This window comes from Streptomyces sp. NPDC001153 (assembly GCF_053598315.1).
This window is the reverse complement of sequence record NZ_JBSFJZ010000001.1, coordinates 118,404-140,251: the sequence shown is the minus strand read 5'-3', so window position 1 is coordinate 140,251 and position 21,848 is coordinate 118,404. Positions and strand designations below refer to the sequence as shown.

The window sequence follows — 21,848 nt, the reverse complement described above, 5'->3', positions numbered from 1 at the left end:
CGCGACCGGCTCGGCCGGCCGGGGGCACCGCGGAGACGCCGAGCCGGGTGCCGTGACGGGTGCGGCCCCGAGGAGTGTCCGCGCCTCGGGGCCGCCGGTCTCGGGTCGTCCGTCTCCGGTCGTCCGTCTCGGGTCGCCGTCCTAGCTCCGGGTCCGCAGGTCCACGATCCGGCGGATCTTGCCGACCGAGCGCTCCAGGGACTCCGGCTCCACGATCTCCACGTCGACGGACACCCCGATCCCGTCCTTGACGGCCGCGCAGATGGACCGGGCCGCCGCGTCCCGCGCCTCCGGGCCCGCGTCCGCGCGGGCCTCGGCCCGGACGGTGAGCCGGTCCAGCCGGCCCTCCCGGGTCAGCCGGAGCTGGAAGTGGGGCGCCACGCCGGGCGTGCGGAGCACGATCTCCTCGATCTGGGTCGGGAAGAGGTTGACCCCGCGCAGGATCACCATGTCGTCGCTGCGCCCGGTGATCTTCTCCATCCGGCGGAACGCCCGGGCCGTGCCGGGCAGCAGCCGGGTCAGGTCCCGGGTGCGGTACCGGATGACCGGCATGGCCTCCTTGGTCAGCGAGGTGAACACCAGCTCGCCGCGCTCGCCCTCCGGCAGTACCTCGCCCGTGACCGGGTCGACCACCTCCGGATAGAAGTGGTCCTCCCAGATCGTCAGCCCGTCCTTGGTCTCCACGCACTCCTGCGCCACGCCCGGGCCGATCACCTCGGACAGCCCGTAGATGTCCACGGCGTCGATCGCGAACCGCTCCTCGATCTCGCGCCGCATCTGTTCCGTCCAGGGCTCGGCCCCGAAGATCCCCACGCGCAGCGAGGTGCCGCGCGGGTCCACGCCCTGCCGCTCGAACTCGTCCAGCAGCGTGAGCATGTAGGACGGGGTCACCATGATGACGGCCGGCTGAAGATCCTGGATCAGCTGCACCTGCCGGGCCGTCATGCCGCCGGAGGCCGGGACGACCGTACAGCCCAGGCGCTCGGCACCATAGTGGGCGCCCAGACCGCCGGTGAACAGCCCATAGCCGTAGGCCACATGCACGATGTCACCGGGCCGCCCGCCGGCCGCCCGGATCGACCGGGCCACCATGTCGGCCCACATGGAAAGGTCGTTGTCCGTGTAGCCGACGACCGTGGGGCGCCCGGTGGTGCCGCTGGAGGCGTGCAGCCGGCGGATCCGCTCGCGCGGGACGGCGAACATGCCGTACGGGTAGTTCTCCCTGAGGTCGGCCTTGGTCGTGAAGGGGAAACGAGCCAGATCGGCGAGGGATTGGCAGTCCTCGGGTCGGACACCGGCCTTGTCGAAGGACTCCCGGTAGAACGGCACGTTGTCGTAGGCGTGGCGCAGTGAGGCGCGCAGCCGCTCCAGCTGGAGCTCCCGCAGTTCCTCGGGCCCGAGCCGTTCGCCCGCGTCGAGCAGGTCGGTCGCATCCGCCATCGAGTCGTCTCCCTCGCCGCACTCACATACCGGACGACCGATCATTCGGTCGATCCGTTCGGGGCCAGTAATCCAGGCCATACGGCTCCAGGCAAGAGGCCTGCGAAGAATTTCTGCGCCGGTCGCGCCGGAGAAGGGGCCCGTGGAGCTGTGAGGGGAACGGACGCCGCCGCCCGTGCGGGCCCGCCCGCCTTTCTGGAATGGCGGGCATCACGTGATCTGGCGGAGTCCGCCCTGGGAGGCCGCCCGGCCTCTCGCCCCGGGCGGCAAAGCCCCTCGTACGGTAAAGCGCCTCGTACGGTAAAGCGCCTCGGACGGTAATACGTTGCGCCGCTCCAGGGCCGAACGACATGATCACCACCATGCCGACCTTCACCGCGCCCGACGGCACCCGGCTCGCCTACCACCTGCGGGGTGCCGGCGAGCCCCTCGTCGTCCTGCCCGGCGGCCCGATGCGCGCCTCCGCCTACCTGGGAGACCTCGGCGGGCTGGCCGCGCACCGGCGACTGACCCTGCTGGACCTGCGCGGCACCGGGGACTCCGCGCCGCCGGCGGACCCGGCGACGTACCGCTGCGACCGGATGGTCGAGGACGTCGAGGTGTGGCGCGCACACATGGGTCTGGAGCACATGGATCTGCTCGCCCACTCGGCGGGCGCGGCCCTCGCCATGCTCTACGCGGCCCGCCACCCGCGGCGGATACGGCGACTGCTGCTGATCACACCCAACCCGTCCGCCCTGGGCCTGCGGGCGACGCCCGAAGACCGGCTGGCCGCGGCCCGGCTGCGCGCGGACGAGCCGTGGTTCGCGGAGGCGTTCCCGGCCTTCCGGGCCTGGCTGGCGGGGGAGGCGGACTTCGACGACGTGTTCCTGCCGTTCTTCTACGGCCGCTGGGACGACGCGGCCCGGGCGCACACGGACGCCGAACCGGAGCAGACCAACGAGGAAGCGGCGGACCGCTACTTCGCCGACGGCGCCTTCACTCCGGACGCGACGCGGACGGCCCTCGCCGCACTGACCGCGCCGGTCCTCCTGCTCGCCGGGGAACTCGACGGCGGCCCCCTCCCGGACCTCGTCCGCCGTGCCGCCGAGGCCTTCCCGGACGCCGAGGCCGCCGTCCAGCCCGGCGCCGGTCACTATCCCTGGCTGGACGACCCGGAGTGGTTCCGGGAACGCACCCTCGCCTTCCTCGACGGGCCGGCGGGCGCCGCTCTGCCCTCGGCAGAGTAGGCGGCTCCCCACCGGACCGACCGGATAGCGTGCCCGGCATGGACACCGCGGCGCCGTACACCGTCGAGGCGAACGGCATCACCCTGGCCTGCCGGTCCTGGGGCCCGGCGGACGCCCCGCCCGTCGTACTGCTGCACTGCCGGGGCGCGGACGGCGCGGACTGGACGCACATCGCCGAGCGGCTCGCGGCACCCCCGCGCCCGCGCCGGGTGCACGCCCCCGACCTGCGCGGCCACGGACACAGCGACTGGCCGGGGGACTACCGGGCCGAGGCGATGAGCGAGGACGTCCTCGCCCTGCTGGCCGCCCTCGGCGTCGGCGGCGCCGATGTCGTGGGCCATTCGCTGGGCGGCATCGTCGCCTACCTGCTGGCCCAGCGTCATCCCGGTGTCGTACGACGGCTGGTGCTGGAGGACATCTGCGCACCCGTGCCGCTCGACCCGCCCCGGCCGCCCGCCCAGCGGCCCGCTGGAGAGCTGCCGTTCGACTGGGCGATGGTGCGGGCCACCGATGAACAGCGCAACACACCTGACCCTGTGTGGTGGCACCACATGGACCGGATCACCATGCCGACGCTGGTCGTCGGGGGTGGTCCCACCAGCCACATCCCGCAGGACCAGGTCGCGCAGCTCGCCGGCCTGATCCCCGGAGCCTCGCTGGTGACCGTGGACGCGGGGCATCTGGTCCACGAGTCCCGGCCGGAGGAGTTCCTCGCCGTGGTGCGGGAGTTCCTCGACCGGCCCGGCCGTTGAGGACCGTCACCGGCGGGTTCAGCCCGGCTGTGGCCCGAACGCCTTCATGAACCGGTCGCGGAAGCCGTCCATCGGCCAGACGGGGGCGTTCGCCGCGGGCTTGAGGCCCTCCGTCCAGCCCCAGCCGGAGATCCGGTCCAGCACCTTGGGGTCCCGGGCGACGATGGTGACCGGCACGTCCTTGCTGGGGCTGTTGCCGGTGACGGTCGGCACGGGCTGGTGGTCGCCCAGGAACACCATGACGGTGTTGTCGTTGCCGTAGCGCCGCAGGAATTCGACGAGGCTGTTCAGCGAGTACTCGATGGAGGTGCGGTATTCGGTGCGCACGCTCTCCGGGTTCTTCCAGACCTCGTCCTGGGACTTGCCCTCGCTCCTGATCGGCTGGAAGACCGAGCCGTCGCCCAGCTTCGCCCAGTCGACCATGCGGGGCAGGGGCGCCCACGGATAGTGGCTGGAGGTGAGGATGATCTCGGCCATCAGCGGGCCCCGGCCCCGCGTGCCGAACTCCCGGCGCTGGAACGTCTGGAGGGTGAACTGGTCCGGCACCTGGGACCAGCCGAAGTCCGGGCCGCGGTAGTCGAGGTGATGGCCGTCGTAGACGTGGTCCAGGCCGAAGAACCGGCCCTCCGGCCAGGCCACCAGCACCCCGGGCACGACGCCGACCGTGCGCCAGGCACCGGTCCTGCGGAACGCGCCGGTGAGGGTGGTCCGGTCGCTGGAGGTGAGGCTGCGGAACCGCTGCTGGTTGCTGATCCACAGGCCGGACAGGAAGGTCGAGTGGGCCAGCCAGCTGCCGCCACCGGTCACCGGCGAGCGCAGCCAGCCGCTGCGGGACCGGAAGCCGGCGGCCCTGAGGACGTCGTCGCTCTCCTTGAGGACGTTGCCGATCGGCGGCCCCATCACCGGGTCCTCGATCGCCGAACGGCCGTAGCTCTCGACGAACGTGAAGAGCACGTCCTTGCCGCGCAGGCCGGTCAGCAGCTGGTCCGGGGGCGTGTGGGCGAAGGCGTCGTGGGCGGCCTGGCGCCGGAAGAGCCGGGCGTCGGCGAGGGAGACGCGGACCTGTTTGGCGCGGTTGTCGAGGAGGCCGGCGTCGAGCGTGGAGGCGATGGGCCCGGCGCCCGCGCGCAGGCCGAGCACGACACAGCTGATCCAGGCGGTGCCCAGCACCAGGACGACGTGGACGGACCGGGCGCGGCGCCGGGTCAGCACGGTGGTGAGGCGGACCGTGGAGCCCGCGGTCAGGAGAAGGACGGCGACCGCGAGGAGCAGGGCACCGGCGGTGGCGACCAGCTCGCCGGTGCGGCCGTGGGTGTCCCGCACATAGTCCGCCGCGTTGCCCAGCAGGCCCCAGTCCAGCACCAGGTCGAAGGGGCGGTACAGCACCGAATAGAAGCCGATGTCCAGGCACTTGAGGAGCGTGAGCAGCCCGATCAGCACGCCGATGGCCGCCGCCCCGGCCCGCCTCCCCCGGGGCGGCAGCACGAGCAGCACGGCGGCGAGCAGGATGCCCTCGGCCGGCAGCCGTACGAACGCGGCCGGGGTGAGCCGGTCGGGCTGGTCCGGCAGCAGCAGCGCCGCGAGCAGGACGGCCACGGCGAGGACGGTGGAGCCCACGGCCGCACACCGCGCGATACGGGCCCGTCGGCCGGGCGGGCCGGCGAGCGCGGCGAGGCCCGGGACGACATGTCCCCGCCCCGTGAGCCGGCCGGCCGTCGTGGCCGTGTCCTGCGCGAGAGGGCCGGGCCCGTCGGTCCGGTCGGCCCCGGCGCCCGGGCCCCGCGTGATGCGGGCGCGCCGCCAGAGCCGGCCGGCCTCGGTCGCCAGGCCCCGTGCGACACGCGCGCGCATGCCGGCCCGGCCGGGTGCCGCGGCCGGCTCCGCCTCCCCGGCCGGCTGGGCTTCTGCGGCCGTCGCGCGCCCTCCGGCTTCCTCCGAGCCGCTGTCCGTATCGTCTTCGCTCCCCGGCAGGTGGCCAGGCGTGTGGTGAGACACCCGGAGATCCTTCCGTGCGTGGCCCGGTGCCGGTGCGGAAGGCCTGGACCGGCACCATTCGACCGACAGTCACCCAAAGTAGTCGAGCGGTGCCGATCGTGCGCGCGGAGTAGTGCTACCGGGTGGTGGGGGCGGGGGGCACCCCGGGCATCACCGCTTGTCGGCCGCCACCGCGACCTCTCGGGCCCACCGGTAGTCGGCCTTGCCGCTGGGCGACCGCTGGATGGAGTCGGTGATCACCAGCTGGCGGGGGATCTTGTAGCCGGCCAGCCGGGTACGGCAGTGGGTCTGGATGTCGGCCAGCGAGGGCTGCGCGGCACCCTCGCGCAGCTGCACCACGGCCGCCACATGGTTGCCCCAGGTGACGTCCGGGACTCCGGCGACCAGCGCGTCGTACACATCCGGATGCGCCTTGAGTGCCTGCTCGACCTCCTCCGGATAGACCTTCTCGCCCCCGGTGTTGATGCACTGCGAGCCCCGGCCCAGCACGGTGACCACGCCGTCCTCGTCGACCGTCGCCATGTCGCCGAGCAGGACCCAGCGCTGCCCGTCCTTCTCGAAGAACGTCTCGGCGGTTTTCCGCGGGTCGTTGTAGTAGCCGAGCGGGACATGGCCGCACTGGGCGACCCGGCCGATCCCGCCCGCGGCGACCGGCTCGTGCGTCCCCGGATCCACCACGCGGGTACGGGAGTTGACTCGCAGGCGGAAGCCGCGCTCGGGGCCCGAGTCCTCCGTCGCCGTACCGTTGAAGCCGGACTCGGAGGAACCGAAGTTGTTGAGCAGCATGGCGTTCGGGACCAGCTCCCGGAACTGCCGGCGCACCGTCTCCGACATGATCGCGCCCGACGAGGACACGCTGAACAGGGCCGAGCAGTCCGTGCCCTTGAGCGGCCCGCTCAACGCGTCGATCAGCGGCCGGAGCATGGCGTCGCCGACCAGCGACACGCTGGTGACCCTCTCCTTCTCGACGGTCCGCAGTACCTCCTCCGGCACGAACTTGCGGTGTATCACGACGCGTTGGCCGAAGTTGAAGCCGATGAACGCCGTCAGTGTGGAGGTGCCGTGCATCAGCGGGGGAGTGGGGAAGAAGGTGATCCCGGAGCCCCCGGCGGCGACCCGCTCGGCCAGCTCCTCCGGTGTCTTCACCGGCTCCCCGGTCGGCGCCCCGCCGCCGAGCCCCGCGAAGAACAGGTCCTCCTGCCGCCACATCACGCCCTTGGGCATACCGGTCGTGCCGCCGGTGTAGATGATGAACTGGTCGTCGGCGGAGCGGGCCGGGAAGCCCCGGGCCGGCGAACCGGCTGCCTCCGCGTCGCCGAACGGCACCGCCCCGCGCACCCCGGCCGTCTCCGGGCCCACCCGCAGCAGGTGCCGCAGCATCGGCGCCCGCGGCAGCGCCGCCGCCACCCGGTCGGCGAACTCCGCGTCGAAGACCAGGGCGACCAGATCGGCGTCCCGGTAGAGATACACCAACTCCTCTTCGACATAGCGGTAGTTGACATTGACCGGGACGATCCGCGCCTTCAGGCAGGCCAGCACCGTCTGCAGGTACTCGACGCCGTTGTACAGATGCAGGCCGAGGTGTTCTCCGGGCCGTATCCCGCTGTCCAGGAGGTGGTGGGCGATGCGGTTGGCGGCCGCGTCGAGCTCCGCGTAGGTCAGGCGGCGCTCCGCGCCGGTGCCGGGATGGTCGACGTACACGAGCGCCTCGCGGTCCGGGACCACGTCGACGACCGACTCGAACAGGTCGGCAAGGTTGTACTCCACCGCTCCTCCTGACCCCGATCGTGCCCGGATACGTCCGCTAGCCGGTCATCAGAGCAAAGGGCGCCGCAACTGTGAAGGCCTGGCGCCAAACAAATCTGACTGTCTGTCAGAAAACCTCGGAAGCTCCCTTGAAGTGCCTCGCCGCCTACTGCAACCTGTTCTCGTTCTCACCGAGGGGAGACAAGCCCATGGGCGGGACGGAACACCTCACCGTGCGGCGCGAGGGCGCCACACTCGTGCTCACGCTCAACAGGCCCGACGCCAGGAACGCGCTCTCGCTGCCGATGCTCGTCGGCCTGTACGACGGCTGGCTGGAGGCCGACGCGGACGACGAGATCCGTTCGATCGTGCTCACCGGCTCCGGTGGCTCCTTCTGCGCCGGAATGGACCTGAAGGCGCTGGCCGGGAAGGGGATGGAAGGGGAGCAGTACCGCGACCGGCTCAAGGCCGACCCGGACCTGCACTGGAAGGCGATGCTGCGCCACCACCGCCCGCGCAAACCGGTCATCGCCGCCGTCGAGGGGTACTGCGTCGCCGGCGGCACCGAGATCCTGCAGGGCACCGACATCCGGGTCGCGGGCCGGTCCGCGACCTTCGGCCTGTTCGAGGTCCGGCGCGGCCTGTTCCCGATCGGTGGCTCCACCGTCCGGCTGCAGCGCCAGATCCCGCGCACCCACGCCCTGGAGATGCTGCTCACCGGACGGCCGTACAGCGCCCGGGAGGCCGCGGACATCGGACTGATCGGCCATGTCGTCCCCGACGGCACCGCCCTCGGCAAAGCCCTGGAGATCGCCGAGCAGATCAACGCCTGCGGCCCGCTCGCCGTCGAGGCCGTCAAGGCGTCGGTGTACGAGACCGCCGAGATGACGGAGACCGACGGGCTCGCGGCCGAACTCGCGCGCGGCTGGCCGGTCTTCGACACCGCCGACGCCAAGGAAGGCGCCCGCGCCTTCGCGGAGAAGCGGCCCCCCGTCTACAAGCGTGCCTGAACCGCCGAAGGAGACCTCCAGGATGCCCGAAGTCCTCAAAGCGCCCCTCGTCGTGGAATTCCCCTTCACCCGCTCCCTCGGCCCCGTCCAGAGCGCCTTCCTCACCGGCCTGCGCGAACGTGTCGTCCTCGGCGTGAAGACCGCCGACGGACGCACCCTCGTCCCGCCCGTCGAGTACGACCCCGTGACCGCCGAGGAGCTCCGTGACCTGGTGGAGGTCGCCACCACGGGCACCGTCAGCACCTGGGCGTGGAACCACGAGCCGCGCCGCGGCCAGCCCCTCGGCACCCCCTTCGCCTGGGTCCTGGTCCGGCTCGACGGCGCCGACACCGCCCTGCTGCACGCCCTCGACGCCCCCGGCCCCGACTCCGTGCACACCGGAATGCGGGTCCGCATCCGCTGGGCCGCCGAACACACCGGCGCCATCACCGACATCGCCTGCTTCGAGCCGTACGACGGAGAGCCCCACCGACCTGGTGGCCACACCGGCGAGTTCGAGGACCCGCTCACCGGAATCGTCGCCCCGGCCCGACTGGACTACTCCTACTCACCCGGCCGCGCCCAGTCCGCCTACATCGACGCCCTCTCCGAACAGCGGACCGTCGGTGAACGCTGCCCCTCCTGCCGCAAGGTGTACGTCCCCCCGAGGGGGGCGTGCCCCACATGTGGTGTGGCCACGAAGGAACAGGTCGAAGTAGGTCCCCGCGGCACGGTCACCACCTTCTGCATCGTCAACATCAAGGCGAAGAACCTCGACATCGAGGTGCCCTACGTCTACGCGCACATCGCTCTCGACGGCGCCGACCTCGCCCTGCACGCCCGGATCGGCGGCATCCCCTACGACCAGGTGCGCATGGGTCTGCGCGTGGAGCCCGTGTGGACCGAGGGCGCGCGCTACCCCGACCACTACCGGCCCGCCGGTGAACCCGACGCCGACTACGACACCTACAAGGAGCTGCTGTGACCAGGGAGATCGCGGTCGTCGCCTTCGCCCAGACCGACCACCGGCGCTCCACCGAGGAGTCCTCCGAGGTCGAGATGCTCATGCCGGTCCTGCACGAGGTGCTGGCACAGACCGGCCTGCGGACCGCCGACCTCGGCTTCACCTGCTCCGGCTCCAGCGACTACCTCGCCGGCCGCGCCTTCTCCTTCACCCTCGCCCTCGACGGCGTCGGCGCCTGGCCGCCGATCTCCGAGTCGCACGTCGAGATGGACGGCGCCTGGGCGCTGTACGAGGCCTGGACCAAGCTCCTCACCGGCGACGCCGACACCGCGCTCGTCTACTCGTACGGCAAGTGCTCGCCCGGCTCGGTCCGCGACGTCCTCACCCGTCAGCTCGACCCGTACTACGTCGCTCCCCTGTGGCCCGACTCCATAGCCCTCGCCGCCCTCCAGGCACAGGCCCTCATGGACGCCGGCCACACCGACGAACCCGCGCTCGCCGCCGTCGGTGCCCGCAGCCGCGCGGATGCGGAAACCAACCCGCACGCCCAGCTCAAGGGGCAGGTGCCGCAGGGCGACTACGTCGTACGGCCGCTGCGCACCGGCGACTGCCCGCCGGTCGGCGACGGCGCGGCCGCCGTGATCCTCGCGGCGGGGGAGCGGGCCCGCCGGCTGTGCGAGCGGCCCGCCTGGATCCGCGGCATCGACCATCGCATCGAGGCCCACGCCCTCGGCGTCCGCGACCTCACCGACTCACCCTCCACCCGGCTCGCCGCCGAGCGGGCCGGTGCCTTCGAACGCCCCGTCGACACCGCCGAGTTGCACGCACCGTTCAGCTCCCAGGAGGTGGTCCTGCGCCGGGCCCTCCGCCTCGGCGACGACGTCCGCGTCAACCCCTCCGGCGGGGCGCTCGCCGCCAACCCCGTCATGGCCGCCGGGCTCGTGCGCATCGGCGAGGCCGCCGCCCGCATCCACCGCGGTGAGTCCGACCGTGCCCTCGCCCACGCCACCTCCGGCCCCTGCCTGCAGCAGAACCTGGTCGCCGTACTCGAAGGGGATCCACGATGAGCAAGGAACCCGTGGCCGTCGTCGGCATCGGCCAGACCAGGCACGTCGCCGCCCGCCGGGACGTCTCGATCGCCGGACTCGTCCGCGAGGCGGCACAAAGGGCGCTGGAAGACGCCGAGTTGACCTGGGGCGACATCGACGCCGTCGTCATCGGCAAGGCACCCGACTTCTTCGAGGGCGTGATGATGCCCGAGCTGTACCTCGCCGACGCGCTGGGCGCCGTGGGCAAACCCATGCTCCGGGTGCACACCGCGGGCTCCGTCGGCGGGTCCACCGCGCTCGTGGCCGCGAACCTGGTCGCCGCCCGCGTCCACGGCACCGTCCTCACCCTCGCCTTCGAGAAGCAGTCCGAGTCCAACGCCATGTGGGGCCTGTCCCTGCCGATCCCCTTCCAGCAGCCCCTGCTCGCCGGTGCCGGCGGCTTCTTCGCCCCTCATGTGCGCGCCTACATGCGGCGCAGCGGCGCCCCCGACACCGTCGGCTCCCTCGTCGCCTACAAGGACCGGCGCAACGCCCTGAAGAACCCGTACGCCCACCTCCACGAGCACGACATCACCCTGGAGAAGGTCCAGGCCTCGCCCATGCTGTGGGACCCCATCCGCTACTCCGAGACCTGCCCCTCCTCCGACGGCGCCTGTGCCATGGTCCTCACCGACCGCGCCGGAGCCGCCCGCGCGCCCCGGCCGCCCGCCTGGATGCTCGGCGGCGCCATGCGCAGCGAGCCGACCCTGTTCGCGGGCAAGGACTTCGTCTCCCCGCAGGCCGGCAAGGACTGTGCCGCCGACGTCTACCGGCAGGCCGGCATCGCCGACCCGCGCCGGGACATCGACGCCGTCGAGATGTACGTGCCGTTCTCCTGGTACGAGCCCATGTGGCTGGAGAACCTGGGCTTCGCGGAGGAGGGCGAGGGCTGGAAGCTCACCGAGTCCGGGGTGACCGAACTCGACGGCGACCTGCCCGTCAACATGTCGGGCGGAGTGCTCTCCACCAACCCCATCGGCGCCTCCGGCATGATCCGCTTCGCCGAGGCCGCCCTCCAGGTGCGCGGCCAGGCCGGAGAACACCAGGTGGACGGCGCCAGGAAGGTCCTCGGGCACGCCTACGGCGGCGGGTCGCAGTTCTTCTCCATGTGGCTCGTGGGAACACAGCCCCCGGACGCCTGAAAGTCCTCCCCACGTGGCCTGTTGGGCATCGTGAGCGGTCGCTAGGCTGACCCGCGGACGACGAACCGGGAGGAGCACGGACGTGGCCGAGACCACCACCCAGCACAAGCCGCTCGCGGGCTGGGACAAGCCGGAGCTGGACCTCAGCAAGGCCGAGTGGCAGTCCAGCAGCCGAGGTCTGGGCGATGTCCAGATCGCCTTTGTCGAGGGCTTCATCGCGATGCGCAACAGCGGCCGTCCGGAGAGCCCCTCCCTGATCTTCACGCCGGCGGAATGGGGCGCTTTCGTCTCCGGAGCCCGGGAAGGGGAGTTCGACCTCACCTGAGCCGGGTCCACCTGACCTGAACCGGGGGTGTTCCGACCCGATTTCCGGACACGCGACCAACAGGGCCCCGCGGCGGCCGACGCCTGCGTCAGGCTGGCCCGGCAAGGGGAAGGTCGTGTTCCGAAAGGTGAGGGACGATGAGCACTGCGCCGGTCATCGCCGCGGTCGACGGCTCCGACGACAGCCTGCGCGCGCTGGAGTGGGCCTTCGACGCCGCCCGCCGCCGCGCCGCACCGCTGCGGGTCGTGCACGTACGGCAGTACGCCGCCTGGGGCCAGGCCGATGTGCTGGTCGCCGCACAGCCCGAGGTGGAGGGCGATCCGGTGCTCGACGACGTGCACGCCCGGCTCGCGGACCGCGGCGCGGAAACCGCCGTCGAGTACGTCGCCCTGGAGGGCGTACCGGGCGCCGTCCTGCCGGAACTCGGCGCCGACGCCCAGCTGTTGGTGCTCGGCTCCCGCGGCCGTGGCGGCTTCGCCAGCCTGCTCCTCGGCTCCAACGGGCTCGCCGCCGCCCGGGACGCCGAATGCCCGGTGGTCGTCGTACCCCGGCCCGGTCGGCAGGTGCACGGCGAGGGTCCGGCCGAGCCCGGGCCCCGGGTGGTGGTCGGCCTGCACGCCGACAGCCCCGACGAGGCCACCCTCGCCTTCGCCTTCACCGAGGCCGCTCTGCGCGGCGCGCGCGTCCAGGTGATCGCCGCCTATCCGTGGCCGGTGCAGACCTGGTCCGCCCCCGGCCAGCTGGTGCCGCCCCAGGTCGACCAGGGCGCCGTCGAGAACGAGACCCGCGCCCTAGCCGAGGGCTTCCTCGCGCCCCACCGCGAGCGGCACCCCGAGGTCCGCGCCGATGCCGAGGCGCTGCCCGGAGACGCGGCCGGCCATCTCGTCGCCGCCTCCAAGGACGCCGAGCTGGTCGTCGTCGGCCGGCACCGGCGGCGCCTGCTCGCACCGGCCCGCATGATGGGCTCGGTCACCCAGGCGGTCCTGCTGCACGCGGCGAGCCCGATCGCGGTGGTGCCCCCGGTACCGCCGCAGGAGTGAGAGCGCCGAGCCCGGGCAGCACCGAGGCCGGGTCGGCCACGGTTCCGCCACGTCCGGCGCTGTGCACGCCGCCCCGCGCCCGCGCCCTGCCGGCGGTGCGGCGACCAGGACATCAGGGTCGTCGCGCGCAGCGCCACGGAGTTGCGCGAGGGGTTGCGACACCATCGCCGGCAGCGGCCGCCTCTGACACAAGGTCAGCCACGGTCGGTCATGGTGGCCGACGACGCTGCCGGGGCCGTCTTCATGGCGGCCCCACACATGTCCGGCGCGCCCAGTCCGCCCCTAGCCTCCTGCGCGTCCACCCACAGCCGGAGGAACCCGTATGCCGACCACACCGCACAGACGGCCCATCCGCCGAGCTCTACTCCCCGCACTCTCGCTTACCGCGGCCTGCCTGCTCCTGACCACCCCCGCCACGGCGGCACCCACCGGCACACCGGACGACCACTGTGCCGAGCTCACCCATCTCCGGGTGCCCGGCGCCGCCCACCAGCAGGCCGACTGCCTGGACGAGCTGACCACGGCCGGCACCGTGGCCTCCGGCCACACCGACCCGGCCGACTACGCCGGACTCACCCCCAGGAATCTGCCCACGCCCGGCGGCGTACCCGGCATCCAGATCGACGGCTACTTCCCGGACACCTCCACCACGAACACGAACCACGGCTGGAACCACGACTCCCAGTTCGTCGTCCGGCTGCCCGACCACTGGAACGGCGGCCTGGTCGTCGCCGGAACGCCCGGCAACCGCGAGCAGTACGCGAACGACAAGGCCATCTCCGACTGGGTGATCGCCCGCGGCTACGCCTACGCCGCCACCGACAAGGGCAACACCGGCACCGCCTTCTACCGCGACGGCGAGCGGCCCGGCGACGCCATCGCCGAATGGAACACCCGCCTCACCCAGCTCACCCGTGCGGCCCGCGCCGTGGTCGCCCAGCGCTACCACCGCCCCCCGGCCCGCACCATCGCCACCGGCCTGTCCAACGGCGGCTACCTGGTCCGCTGGCAGTTGGAGAACCACCCCGAGCTGTACGACGGCGGAGTCGACTGGGAAGGCACCCTCTGGCGCGCCGACGGCCCCAACCTGTTCACCTTCCTGCCGCAGGCCCTGCGCAACTACCCCACCTACGCCGCCGGCGGCGTAGGCGCCGCCCGGGCCGAGGCCACCCTGCACCGGGCCGGCTTCCCGGCCGGCTCGGAGTTCCTGTGGCCGTACCACTACCAGGTCTACTGGGACCTCACCCAGCGCATCTACCGGGAGGAACTCGACCCCGGCTACGACGGGGCCACCGAGGCCGGCACCCCGTTCTGCGCCTCCGGCACACCGGGCTGCGACGCCGACTACGACTACGCGGCGCGGCCCGCCGCCGTCCACCGCGCCGTCCAGCGGATCGCCCTCACCGGACGCCTCGGCAAACCGCTGATCACCATCCAGGGCACCCTCGACGTGCTGCTGCCGATCAGCCAGGACTCCGATGTCTACGCCCGCATGGTCCACGCGGCCGGGCGCGGCGCCCTGCTGCGCTGCTACCGCATCGAGGACGGCACCCACACCGACGCACTCGTCGACGCCTTCCCCGACCGACTCCGCCCGATGGTGCCCTGCCACCACTCGGCCTTCGAGGCCCTGGAACGCTGGCTCTCCGGCACGGCCCTCCCACCCGCCGACCACACGGTCCCGCGCCCGCCCGGCGCCACCGCATCCACGCTCCTCACCGACTGCCCCCTGAGCTGAGCGGCAGTGCCTCGAGGAGCGACCAGCCACAACGGACCCGCAGCCGGCCGGGAGACCCCACCCCGGTCCTTCCGGCGGAGCCGCTCCGCACTTCCGGCGGAGCCCACGTACCATGGCCGCATGTCGTTCCTCCGCCGCCGCAGCGCCACCCCAGCCGGACCCGACTTCGACGTGCTGGCCATGGACCCGGGCGACTGGCCGGGCAACCTCGGCGCGGGTCTGCTGCCCGCGCCCGACGGCACCTGCCAGGGCGTCTTCCTGCGCTACGACCTCTTCGGCGGCCGCGGTCCCGCCATGATCATCGGCAACCTTCCCGAGGGCTCCCCGGCCCGCGAGGTCGCCAACGGCGAGATCCCCTTCGAGGTGGGCCAGCTGCTGCTCGCGCTGGAGAACGACGAGGATGTCACCGTCGTCGGTGTCGAGGACACCCCCGTCCTCCAGGGCGACAACCTCCTCATCGTGCGGCGGCTGAAGCTGTCCGAGTCCCGGATCTCCTGCGTCCAGTTCGACCGCAGCGACGGCGTCCTCGTCACCATCGCCGCCTGGGACCGCCCCATCACCGACGACCTGTACGCCCTGCTGAAGCCGCTCCCGGCGGAGCTTTTCCAGCAGGGCTGAGGCCGCCCGCGCCGGTCAGCCGGCCGAGCCCTCGAGGGTCACGTCCGCGGCGCGGACGAAGGCCACCCGGTGGCCGTACTGGATCTCGTAGTACAGGTCCTTGCCCATCACGACCCGGTGCGAGTCGGTGGTGAAGGTGACCGAGTAGTAGTACTCGCCCGGCACCTCGTCACCGACCACGTACTTCTGCCCGGCCGGGATCGTGTACGGCAGCGGGACGACCGACTGCACGGGGACACCCGCCGGGTAGGCCTCCTTCTCCGGGTAGGCCCTGCCGTACACCGGGACGTCGGCCAGGCCCTCCTTCGGGGTGATCACCACACCCTTGGCGGGCACCGCCGTCGGAGCCTTGCGCGGGTTCTCGAACCAGGCCTTCTGGCCCAGGTACCAGATCGCGGTCCAGTCGCCCCAGCGGTCGGCGACCGCGTACTGCTGACCGGTGGCGACCCGGGAGGACAGGTCGTTCACATCGATGGTCGGGTCCTTCTTCAGCCCGATGTCCTTGATCAGGGGCGCGTTCACGTCGTGGTCCGCGTACAGCCGCACCTCGTCGGAGCCGTGTGCCGTGCAGGGCTCGCCGCCGGTGGTGCAGCCCGTGTACGCCGGCTGGTTCGTGGCGTAGTCCGGCAGGATCGTCACCAGTCCGGACTTCTTGCCGGCGGTCCTCTTGAACGGGTGGCCCAGCAGCTGGAAGTAGTGCCGCCAGTCCCAGTACGGGCCCGGGTCCGTGTGCATGCCGGGGATGGTGGACGTGGTCGGGCCGGGCACGTTGTCGTGGCCCAGGATGTGCTGCCGGTCCAGCGGGATGTCGTACTTCCGGGCCAGGTACTTCACCAGCCGGGCCGAGGAGCGGTACATCGCCTCGGTGTACCAGGCGTCCGGGTTGGCGAGGAATCCTTCGTGCTCGATGCCGACGGACCGGGCGTTGATGTCCCAGTTGCCCGCGTGCCAGGCCACGTCCTTCGCCTTCACGTGCTGGGCGATCAGACCGTCCGTGGAGCGGATCGTGTAGTTCCACGACACGTAGGTCGGGTCCTGGATCAGATTCAGCACTCCGTCCCAGGCGCCCTCCGTGTCATGGATGATGATGTACTTGATGCTCTGCGACACCGGCCGGTCGCCGAGGTCGTGGTTGCCGTAGTTTCCGTTCCCGAACTGCGCGTACGGCGCCCAGACCGCCTCGCAGGACACCGAACTCGGGCACTCGACGCCGTCCGTGGGCAGCGTGCCCAGTCCGGTCCGCCGCAGCTGGGCGGTGTCGGCGGTCAGCCGCGGCCGGGCGGCGAGCGCGACCAGCTGGCCGTCGTCCGTGACGCGCTCCTCGCCGGTGCGCAGGACGTCGTACACGTCGTCGGCGTACGCCGCCGCGGTCGCCCTGTCGTCGGCGCCGGAGAAGCGGGCCACCGCGCCGTACCAGTCGGCCGGGTCGGCGCTCAGTGGCGCGCCCAGTTCCTTCTGCGCGGCGGCGAGGAGGGCGGCGCCGCCGGCCACGTTGGCCGCCGGGTCGGTGCGCAGTTCCTCGGCCCTCAGGCCGGTCAGTTGCGCCGCCTTCGGCAGCGTCTTCAGGCGGGCGGGGAGCGCGGACTCGGCCGGCACCTTGACGGCGGGGTGCACGGCGGCGCGTTCGCCGTCGCCGCGGGCGTCCTCCGTGCCCTCGGCGTTGTGCTCCGTGGTGGCGATCGCGGTGCGGGCGTCCGTGAGGTGCATCGGACCGTAGCCGCCGGACACGCTGGGCGCGCCGGCGTGCCAGTCCCAGCGGGACTGCAGGTAGGAGACGGCCAGCAGGACGCTCTGCGGCACGTGGTACTCGGCCGCGGCGGTGGCGAAGGCGTGCTGCAGCCGGCCCGCGGAGGAGTCCGCGGCGCTCTGGGCGGGGGCCGCGCCGAGCAGCGGCAGCAGCAGGGCCGCCGAGGCGAGCGGGCCGACGGCTCGCCGCAGTTGTCCGGGGCCGGGTGCGGTCGTGGAATCAGTGGCGGAACCTCGCAATGCGGCCTCCTGTGACGGGCGGGCGTGGCGGGGCGTGCGGCGCCGAGCTGGGTCAGTGGTACCGGCTGGCCGACGATCCGTCAATGATGCATTCAGGACGGCGATTTCCCATGTCACGAAGGGTTTTCGGCGAGTTTCTCGACGGCGGTGCGCGGGCCTGCGGGGCGTCACTGGTGTACACCAGTGGCCGCCCGGGCCCGGACACACGAAGGTCCGCGGTGCGCCGCCGCTCTGGCGCACCGCGGAACCGTCGTCCCCGTCAGCGAGTACCGACCGCCGCTCGGACGGCCTTGCGGGCCATCTGGCAGTCGTCGTGCAGCCGCCTGAGCAGCAGCCGCTGTTCCTCGCCGGACGGCGCAGCACCGGGGTGGGCCAGGCCCGGTGCCGCCGGGGCCACCTCGTGCATCGAACGCTGCACGGCGGTCTCGTAGGTACGGATCTCCCGGGTCAGCACCAGCATCAGGTTCACCAGGAAGGCGTCCCTGGAGGCCGGGCCCGCCGACTGGGCGATCTGGCTGATCTGCCGTCGGGCCACCGGCGCGTCCCCGAGGACCAGCCACAGCGTCGCCAGGTCGTACCCCGGCAGGTACCAGCCCGCGTGCTCCCAGTCCACCAGCACTGGACCGGCCGGTGACAGAAGGATGTTCGACAGCAGGGCGTCGCCGTGGTTGAACTGGAGCATGCCGTGCCGGCCCACCTCGTGGGCGATGCCGTGCAGCAGCTTCTGCAGATCCCCGAGGTCCCGGTCCGTGAGCAGGCCCAGCTCGTGGTACCGGGAGATCCGGGCGCCGTAGTCCAGGGGCATGTCGAAGGTGCCCGCCGGGGGCCGCCAGGCGTTCACCCGGCAGACCGCGCCCAGCGCGGCCCGGATGTCCGGACGGGGCGGCGCCTCCGCCGGATGGCGCTGCAGCGCCGCCACCCGGCCCGGCGCCCGCTCGATGACCAGGGTGCAGTTGTCCGGGTCCGCCGCGATCAGCCGGGGCACGCGGACCGGTGGCCGGTGCCGGACGAACGAGCGGTATGCGGCTATCTCGTGGCGGAACCGCTCGGCCCAGGCGGGCGAGTGGTCCAGGAGACACTTGGCCACGGCCGCGCCGCGCCCGGTCGTCCCGACGAGGAGGACGGACCGTCCGCTGCGCCGCAGCACCTGCACCGGGGTGAACTCCGGACAGATCCGGTGCACCGATGCGATCGCGGTGCGCAGCTGCGCGCCCTGGGGACCGGACAAGTCGAGTCTCCCGCTGAGCGGTTGGGTACCGACCTGGCCCGGTACCCGCCGGAGCCGCCCGGCGACCGGCACGGGGCCGCCCGGACGCGCCGCCGGGTCCAGGTACGGCCCGCCGCCCGCGGGGCGGGAACGCAGCGGCCGGGGCGGGGCGGACACGGAGGACGATGCTGCGTACATGGGAGATACAGATCCCTTCGTGTGCCTGCGGTGCCTGCCTGTGGTGCGTGCTCGGGGCACATGCGCGGGGCCGGGGCACGGGAGAGCCCGTACTCCGTTCGCATGCACTGCGAGCGTGCGCCTGCCCGGCCCGGCCGCCCGGGTGCACCCTGGGGAATGCACCCGTCAGCTCGGGAAGCCGAGCGGCGACCGGGTCGGGGTGGCGCGTTCCTACTCGACACCCGATGCCCAGTGGCACACCATCTGGCGGACCCTGGCGAACCCTGGCGAATAGTCGCCCGGCAACCTGCACCGGGCTACTGTCAACTCAGCCGAGAACCTGGGGGCTTGACGTGAGCGGACAACCCAACACCCGCCTTGCGGACCTGTTCGGCCTGGCCGGCTGGTCCAAGGGCGAACTCGCGAGGCTGGTCAACAAGCAGGCGGCGGCCATGGGCCACCCCCAGCTGTCGACCGACACCTCCCGGGTCCGTCGGTGGATCGACATGGGAGAGATCCCGCGCGATCCCGTACCGCGGGTGCTGGCAGCCCTGTTCACCGAGCGTCTCGGCCGTGTCGTGACCATCGAGGACCTCGGTCTGGTACGGCACGGGCGTACGGGGAAACGGCAGGGCGACGGGATCGAGGAACATCCCGACGGCGTGCCGTGGGCGCCCGAACGGACCGCCGCGGTCCTCACCGAATTCACGGGAATGGACCTCATGCTCAACCGACGCGGCTTGGTGGGCGCGGGTGCCGCGCTCGCCGCGGGATCCACACTCAGCAGCGCCATGTACGACTGGCTGCACACCGACCCGGCCCTGAAGGCCGACGCCCCTGTCCTCGACGACCCCCTGCACGCCGACCCCGCTGGGTTCGACCGCTATGAGGCCGCCCCCATCGGGTCGCAGGAGATCGAGGAACTGGAGCGCTCGGTCGAGGTGTTCCGCGCCTGGGACGCGGCCCGTGGCGGCGGGCTTCAGCGCAAGGCGGTCGTGGGCCAGCTCAACGAGGTGGGCGGCATGCTCGCCTACCACCATCCACCCCATCTCCAGCGGCGCCTGTGGGGCGTCGCCGCCAACCTCGCCGTCCTCGCCGGGTGGATGTCGCACGACGTCGGCCTGGAGCCCACGGCGCAGAAGTACTTCGTCATCGCCGCCCATGCCGCCCGCGAGGGCGGAGACCGGCCGCGCGCCGGTGAGGCCCTGTCCCGGGCGGCCCGGCAGATGGTGCACCTGGGCCGGCCCGACGACGCCCTGGACCTGATGAAACTCGCCCAGGACGGCGCCGGCGACCGGCTGCAGCCACGCACGAAGGCGATGTTCCACACCATCGAGGCCTGGGCGCAGGCCTCCATGGGCAAGGGCCAGGCGATGCGCCGCACGCTCGGCCAGGCGGAGGACATGTTCGTCGCCGACCGGGGCGACGGCGAACCGCTGGACTGGATGCAGACCTTCAAGGACGAGGACCTGTACGGCATGCAGGCCCTCGCCTACCGCACGCTGGCCGAGTTCGACCCGAGCGCGGCCGTGCACGCCCAGCACTATGCGGAGAAGGCCCTGTCCCTGCGCGTCGACGGGCGCGAGCGGTCGAAGATCTTCGACCATCTGTCCATGGCCTCGGCCTGTTTCATCGCCGACGACCCTGAACAGGCCGACCGCTACGCCCGGCTGGCCCTGATGTCGATGGGCTCGAACTCCTCCCGTCGCACCTGGGACCGGCTGCGGCAGATGTACCGGCTGACCGCGGAGTACTCGGGCTATCCCAGGATCCACGAACTGCGGGAGGAGATCCGGCTCGCGCTGCCCAAGCCGAGGGCCAAGGGCCCGGGCAGCGCACAGGCGTGAGCGCACAGGCACCACGCCTGTGCGCTGGATGACCTCGACAACTCCCCATTCAGCTCATGCGGTGACCCTGGCGACGAGCACACAGGCGTCGTCCTCGCGTCCGGCTCCGCCGAACTCCTCGACCACCGCCCGCAGGCAGTCCTGCGCGGTGCGCGCCGCGCCGAACCGCGGGGCGAGGGCGAGCAGGCGGTCCACGGCCGTGCTCGGGCTGTGCCCCGGCACCAGCCCGTCGGTGTGCAGCAGCAGGAGGTCGCCCGGCCGGAGGGCTTCTTCGGCCTGCCCGTAGACGGCGCCCGAGGTGGCGCCGAGCAGGACGCCTTCCGGTGCGTTCAGCACGCGCCCCGTCCCGTCGCGGTACAGCAGCGGGGCGGGGTGTCCTGCCTGCGCCCAGACCAGGGCGTGGGTCTCGGGCCGGTAGCGGCAGCAGACGGCGCTGCCGAGGGCCGGCTGTACGGTGGCGTCCAGTAACTGGTTGAGCATGCCGAGCAGTTCACCGGGCGGGCTGCCGGCCAGGGCCATCCCGCGTACGGCACCGAGCAGCATCGCCATCCCGGAGGCGACGGCCACCCCGTGCCCGGTGAGGTCGCCGACGCTCAGCAGGGTGTCGCCGTCGGACAGCTCCAGCGCGTCGTACCAGTCGCCGCCGAGCGGTGTGGTCGTCGCCGCGGGGAGGCGGCGGGCGGCGAGGTCGAGGGTGCGCGGCCCCTGGTGCGGGAGCCGCAGGGAGCCGCGCCATGGCGGTAGCACGGCTTCCTGCAGCTCGACCGCGATCCGGTGCTCGGTCTGCTCCTGCCGGCGCTGACGCTGCAGCGAGTCACGGGTCTCGCTCACCGTCCGCCGGCAGCGGCGCAGTTCGCTGACGTCGCGCAGCACGGCCCACATCGAGGAGGTGCCGCCGTCGGCGCCGAGCACGGGTTCGCCCATCATGTGCACCGCCCGTACGGAGCCCTCGGCCCGTACGACGCGGAACTCGCCGTCGATGGGTTTGCCGTCGACCAGGCAGTCCGTCACCATCGCGGTCAGTTTCGGCCGGTCCTCCTCCAGTACCAGCGAGGGCAGTTCGTCCAGGGTGAGGGCGGGGGCGTCCGGGTCCAGGCCGAGGATCTGGTACAGCTCCCCGGACCAGGTCGCCTCGTCCGTCAGCAGGTTCCACTCCGCGCTGCCGACACGGCTGAGCAGCGAGCCGCTCGGGGCGGCGGCGGGCGCCGGCCGGAGGGCGGGTGCCTCCACCGGTTCGGCGGGTTCGGCGGCCGGTCCGTCCCGGAGCTGGGCCAGATGGGCGTCCAGGTCGTCCAGTTGGTGCAGCGCGAGGTCGTACAGGGCGCGCTGCCAGCGTTCCTCCGGGTCCGCACCGTCGCTCGGGGTGTCCCGCCGTACGGCGTCCACGTCGCCCTTGAGCCGCCGCGTCTGCGTTATCAACGCTTCCACCGAGCCGCGTCCGGGTGGCTGGGCGGCTGAGCGGTCCGCGGAGACCGGTGACGGCATGACGCACTCCGTTGGGGGACGAGACGGTCGGGGAGGACGGGGGACCGTTACGACTCTCGCACAGCCCGCGACGCCCCGTA

Annotated in this window: 17 protein-coding genes; 11 read left to right on the top strand and 6 right to left on the bottom strand. The window is 72.5% G+C overall.

The annotated features are described in order from the left end of the window. Positions 1-141: 141 nt before the first annotated feature. Complete coding sequence (gene paaK, locus ACWDEN_RS00625) at positions 142-1,440, bottom strand: phenylacetate--CoA ligase PaaK (RefSeq protein WP_351617100.1); 1,299 nt, start codon at positions 1,438-1,440, stop codon at positions 142-144. A 362-nt stretch (positions 1,441-1,802) separates the two neighbouring features. Here paaK and ACWDEN_RS00620 point away from each other — a divergent pair, with 362 nt between their 5' ends. Next, entirely contained in the window at positions 1,803-2,669 is an 867-nt protein-coding gene (locus ACWDEN_RS00620) for an alpha/beta fold hydrolase (RefSeq protein WP_351617097.1), read from the top strand. Positions 2,670-2,707: 38 nt separating this feature from the next. Further along, entirely contained in the window at positions 2,708-3,421 is a 714-nt protein-coding gene (locus ACWDEN_RS00615) for an alpha/beta fold hydrolase (protein WP_351617094.1), read from the top strand. Positions 3,422-3,439: 18 nt separating this feature from the next. Here the strand turns inward: ACWDEN_RS00615 and ACWDEN_RS00610 are convergent, their stop codons facing one another. Then, positions 3,440-5,272, bottom strand: a complete 1,833-nt coding sequence (locus tag ACWDEN_RS00610) for a sulfatase (RefSeq protein WP_450856495.1) — start codon at positions 5,270-5,272, stop codon at positions 3,440-3,442. Between the two features lie 294 nt (positions 5,273-5,566). Continuing rightward, a complete protein-coding gene (locus ACWDEN_RS00605; RefSeq protein ID WP_450856493.1) occupies positions 5,567-7,183 on the bottom strand; it encodes an acyl-CoA synthetase in 1,617 nt (538 codons plus the stop codon). Between the two features lie 188 nt (positions 7,184-7,371). Here ACWDEN_RS00605 and ACWDEN_RS00600 point away from each other — a divergent pair, with 188 nt between their 5' ends. The 8 genes from ACWDEN_RS00600 (at position 7,372) to ACWDEN_RS00565 (ending at position 15,066) form a co-directional block, all read left to right on the top strand. Continuing rightward, positions 7,372-8,172, top strand: coding sequence for a crotonase/enoyl-CoA hydratase family protein (locus ACWDEN_RS00600; RefSeq protein WP_351603576.1), 801 nt, complete (start codon positions 7,372-7,374; stop codon positions 8,170-8,172). 22 nt (positions 8,173-8,194) lie between these two features. Continuing rightward, the gene (locus ACWDEN_RS00595; protein WP_351603578.1) at positions 8,195-9,136 is read left to right on the top strand and encodes a Zn-ribbon domain-containing OB-fold protein; all 942 of its coding nucleotides are present in this window, start codon (positions 8,195-8,197) and stop codon (positions 9,134-9,136) included. Continuing rightward, complete coding sequence (locus ACWDEN_RS00590; protein WP_351603580.1) at positions 9,133-10,182, top strand: thiolase domain-containing protein; 1,050 nt, start codon at positions 9,133-9,135, stop codon at positions 10,180-10,182. The genes ACWDEN_RS00595 and ACWDEN_RS00590 overlap by 4 nt, the downstream gene beginning before the upstream one ends. Continuing rightward, complete coding sequence (locus ACWDEN_RS00585; RefSeq protein ID WP_351603582.1) at positions 10,179-11,345, top strand: thiolase domain-containing protein; 1,167 nt, start codon at positions 10,179-10,181, stop codon at positions 11,343-11,345. The genes ACWDEN_RS00590 and ACWDEN_RS00585 overlap by 4 nt, the downstream gene beginning before the upstream one ends. 82 nt (positions 11,346-11,427) lie before the next feature. Then, the gene (locus tag ACWDEN_RS00580; protein WP_055704613.1) at positions 11,428-11,670 is read left to right on the top strand and encodes a DUF397 domain-containing protein; all 243 of its coding nucleotides are present in this window, start codon (positions 11,428-11,430) and stop codon (positions 11,668-11,670) included. Positions 11,671-11,807: 137 nt separating this feature from the next. Further along, positions 11,808-12,710, top strand: a complete 903-nt coding sequence (locus ACWDEN_RS00575; protein ID WP_351603584.1) for a universal stress protein — start codon at positions 11,808-11,810, stop codon at positions 12,708-12,710. Positions 12,711-13,032: 322 nt separating this feature from the next. Next, on the top strand, positions 13,033-14,448 hold the full coding sequence (locus ACWDEN_RS00570; protein ID WP_351603586.1) for a 3-hydroxybutyrate oligomer hydrolase family protein: 1,416 nt from the start codon (positions 13,033-13,035) through the stop codon (positions 14,446-14,448). Between the two features lie 120 nt (positions 14,449-14,568). Continuing rightward, positions 14,569-15,066, top strand: coding sequence for a glycosyltransferase family protein (locus ACWDEN_RS00565; protein ID WP_351603588.1), 498 nt, complete (start codon positions 14,569-14,571; stop codon positions 15,064-15,066). Between the two features lie 15 nt (positions 15,067-15,081). Here ACWDEN_RS00565 and ACWDEN_RS00560 read toward each other — a convergent pair whose 3' ends face one another. Both ACWDEN_RS00560 and ACWDEN_RS00555 read right to left on the bottom strand, forming a co-directional pair. Beyond that, positions 15,082-17,052 (bottom strand): N-acetylmuramoyl-L-alanine amidase, encoded by a 1,971-nt coding sequence (locus tag ACWDEN_RS00560; RefSeq protein WP_351603590.1) that lies wholly within the window; start codon positions 17,050-17,052, stop codon positions 15,082-15,084. A 259-nt stretch (positions 17,053-17,311) separates the two neighbouring features. After that, positions 17,312-18,457 carry an aminoglycoside phosphotransferase family protein gene (locus tag ACWDEN_RS00555; protein ID WP_351603591.1) on the bottom strand — a complete coding sequence of 382 codons (1,146 nt, stop codon included), beginning with the start codon at positions 18,455-18,457 and terminating at the stop codon, positions 17,312-17,314. Positions 18,458-18,789: 332 nt separating this feature from the next. Between ACWDEN_RS00555 and ACWDEN_RS00550 the strand changes: the two genes are divergently transcribed. Then, a complete protein-coding gene (locus ACWDEN_RS00550; protein ID WP_351603592.1) occupies positions 18,790-20,283 on the top strand; it encodes a DNA-binding protein NsdB in 1,494 nt (497 codons plus the stop codon). Positions 20,284-20,337: 54 nt separating this feature from the next. Here the strand turns inward: ACWDEN_RS00550 and ACWDEN_RS00545 are convergent, their stop codons facing one another. Further along, positions 20,338-21,768, bottom strand: a complete 1,431-nt coding sequence (locus ACWDEN_RS00545; protein ID WP_351603593.1) for a PP2C family protein-serine/threonine phosphatase — start codon at positions 21,766-21,768, stop codon at positions 20,338-20,340. Between the last annotated feature and the right edge of the window lie 80 nt (positions 21,769-21,848).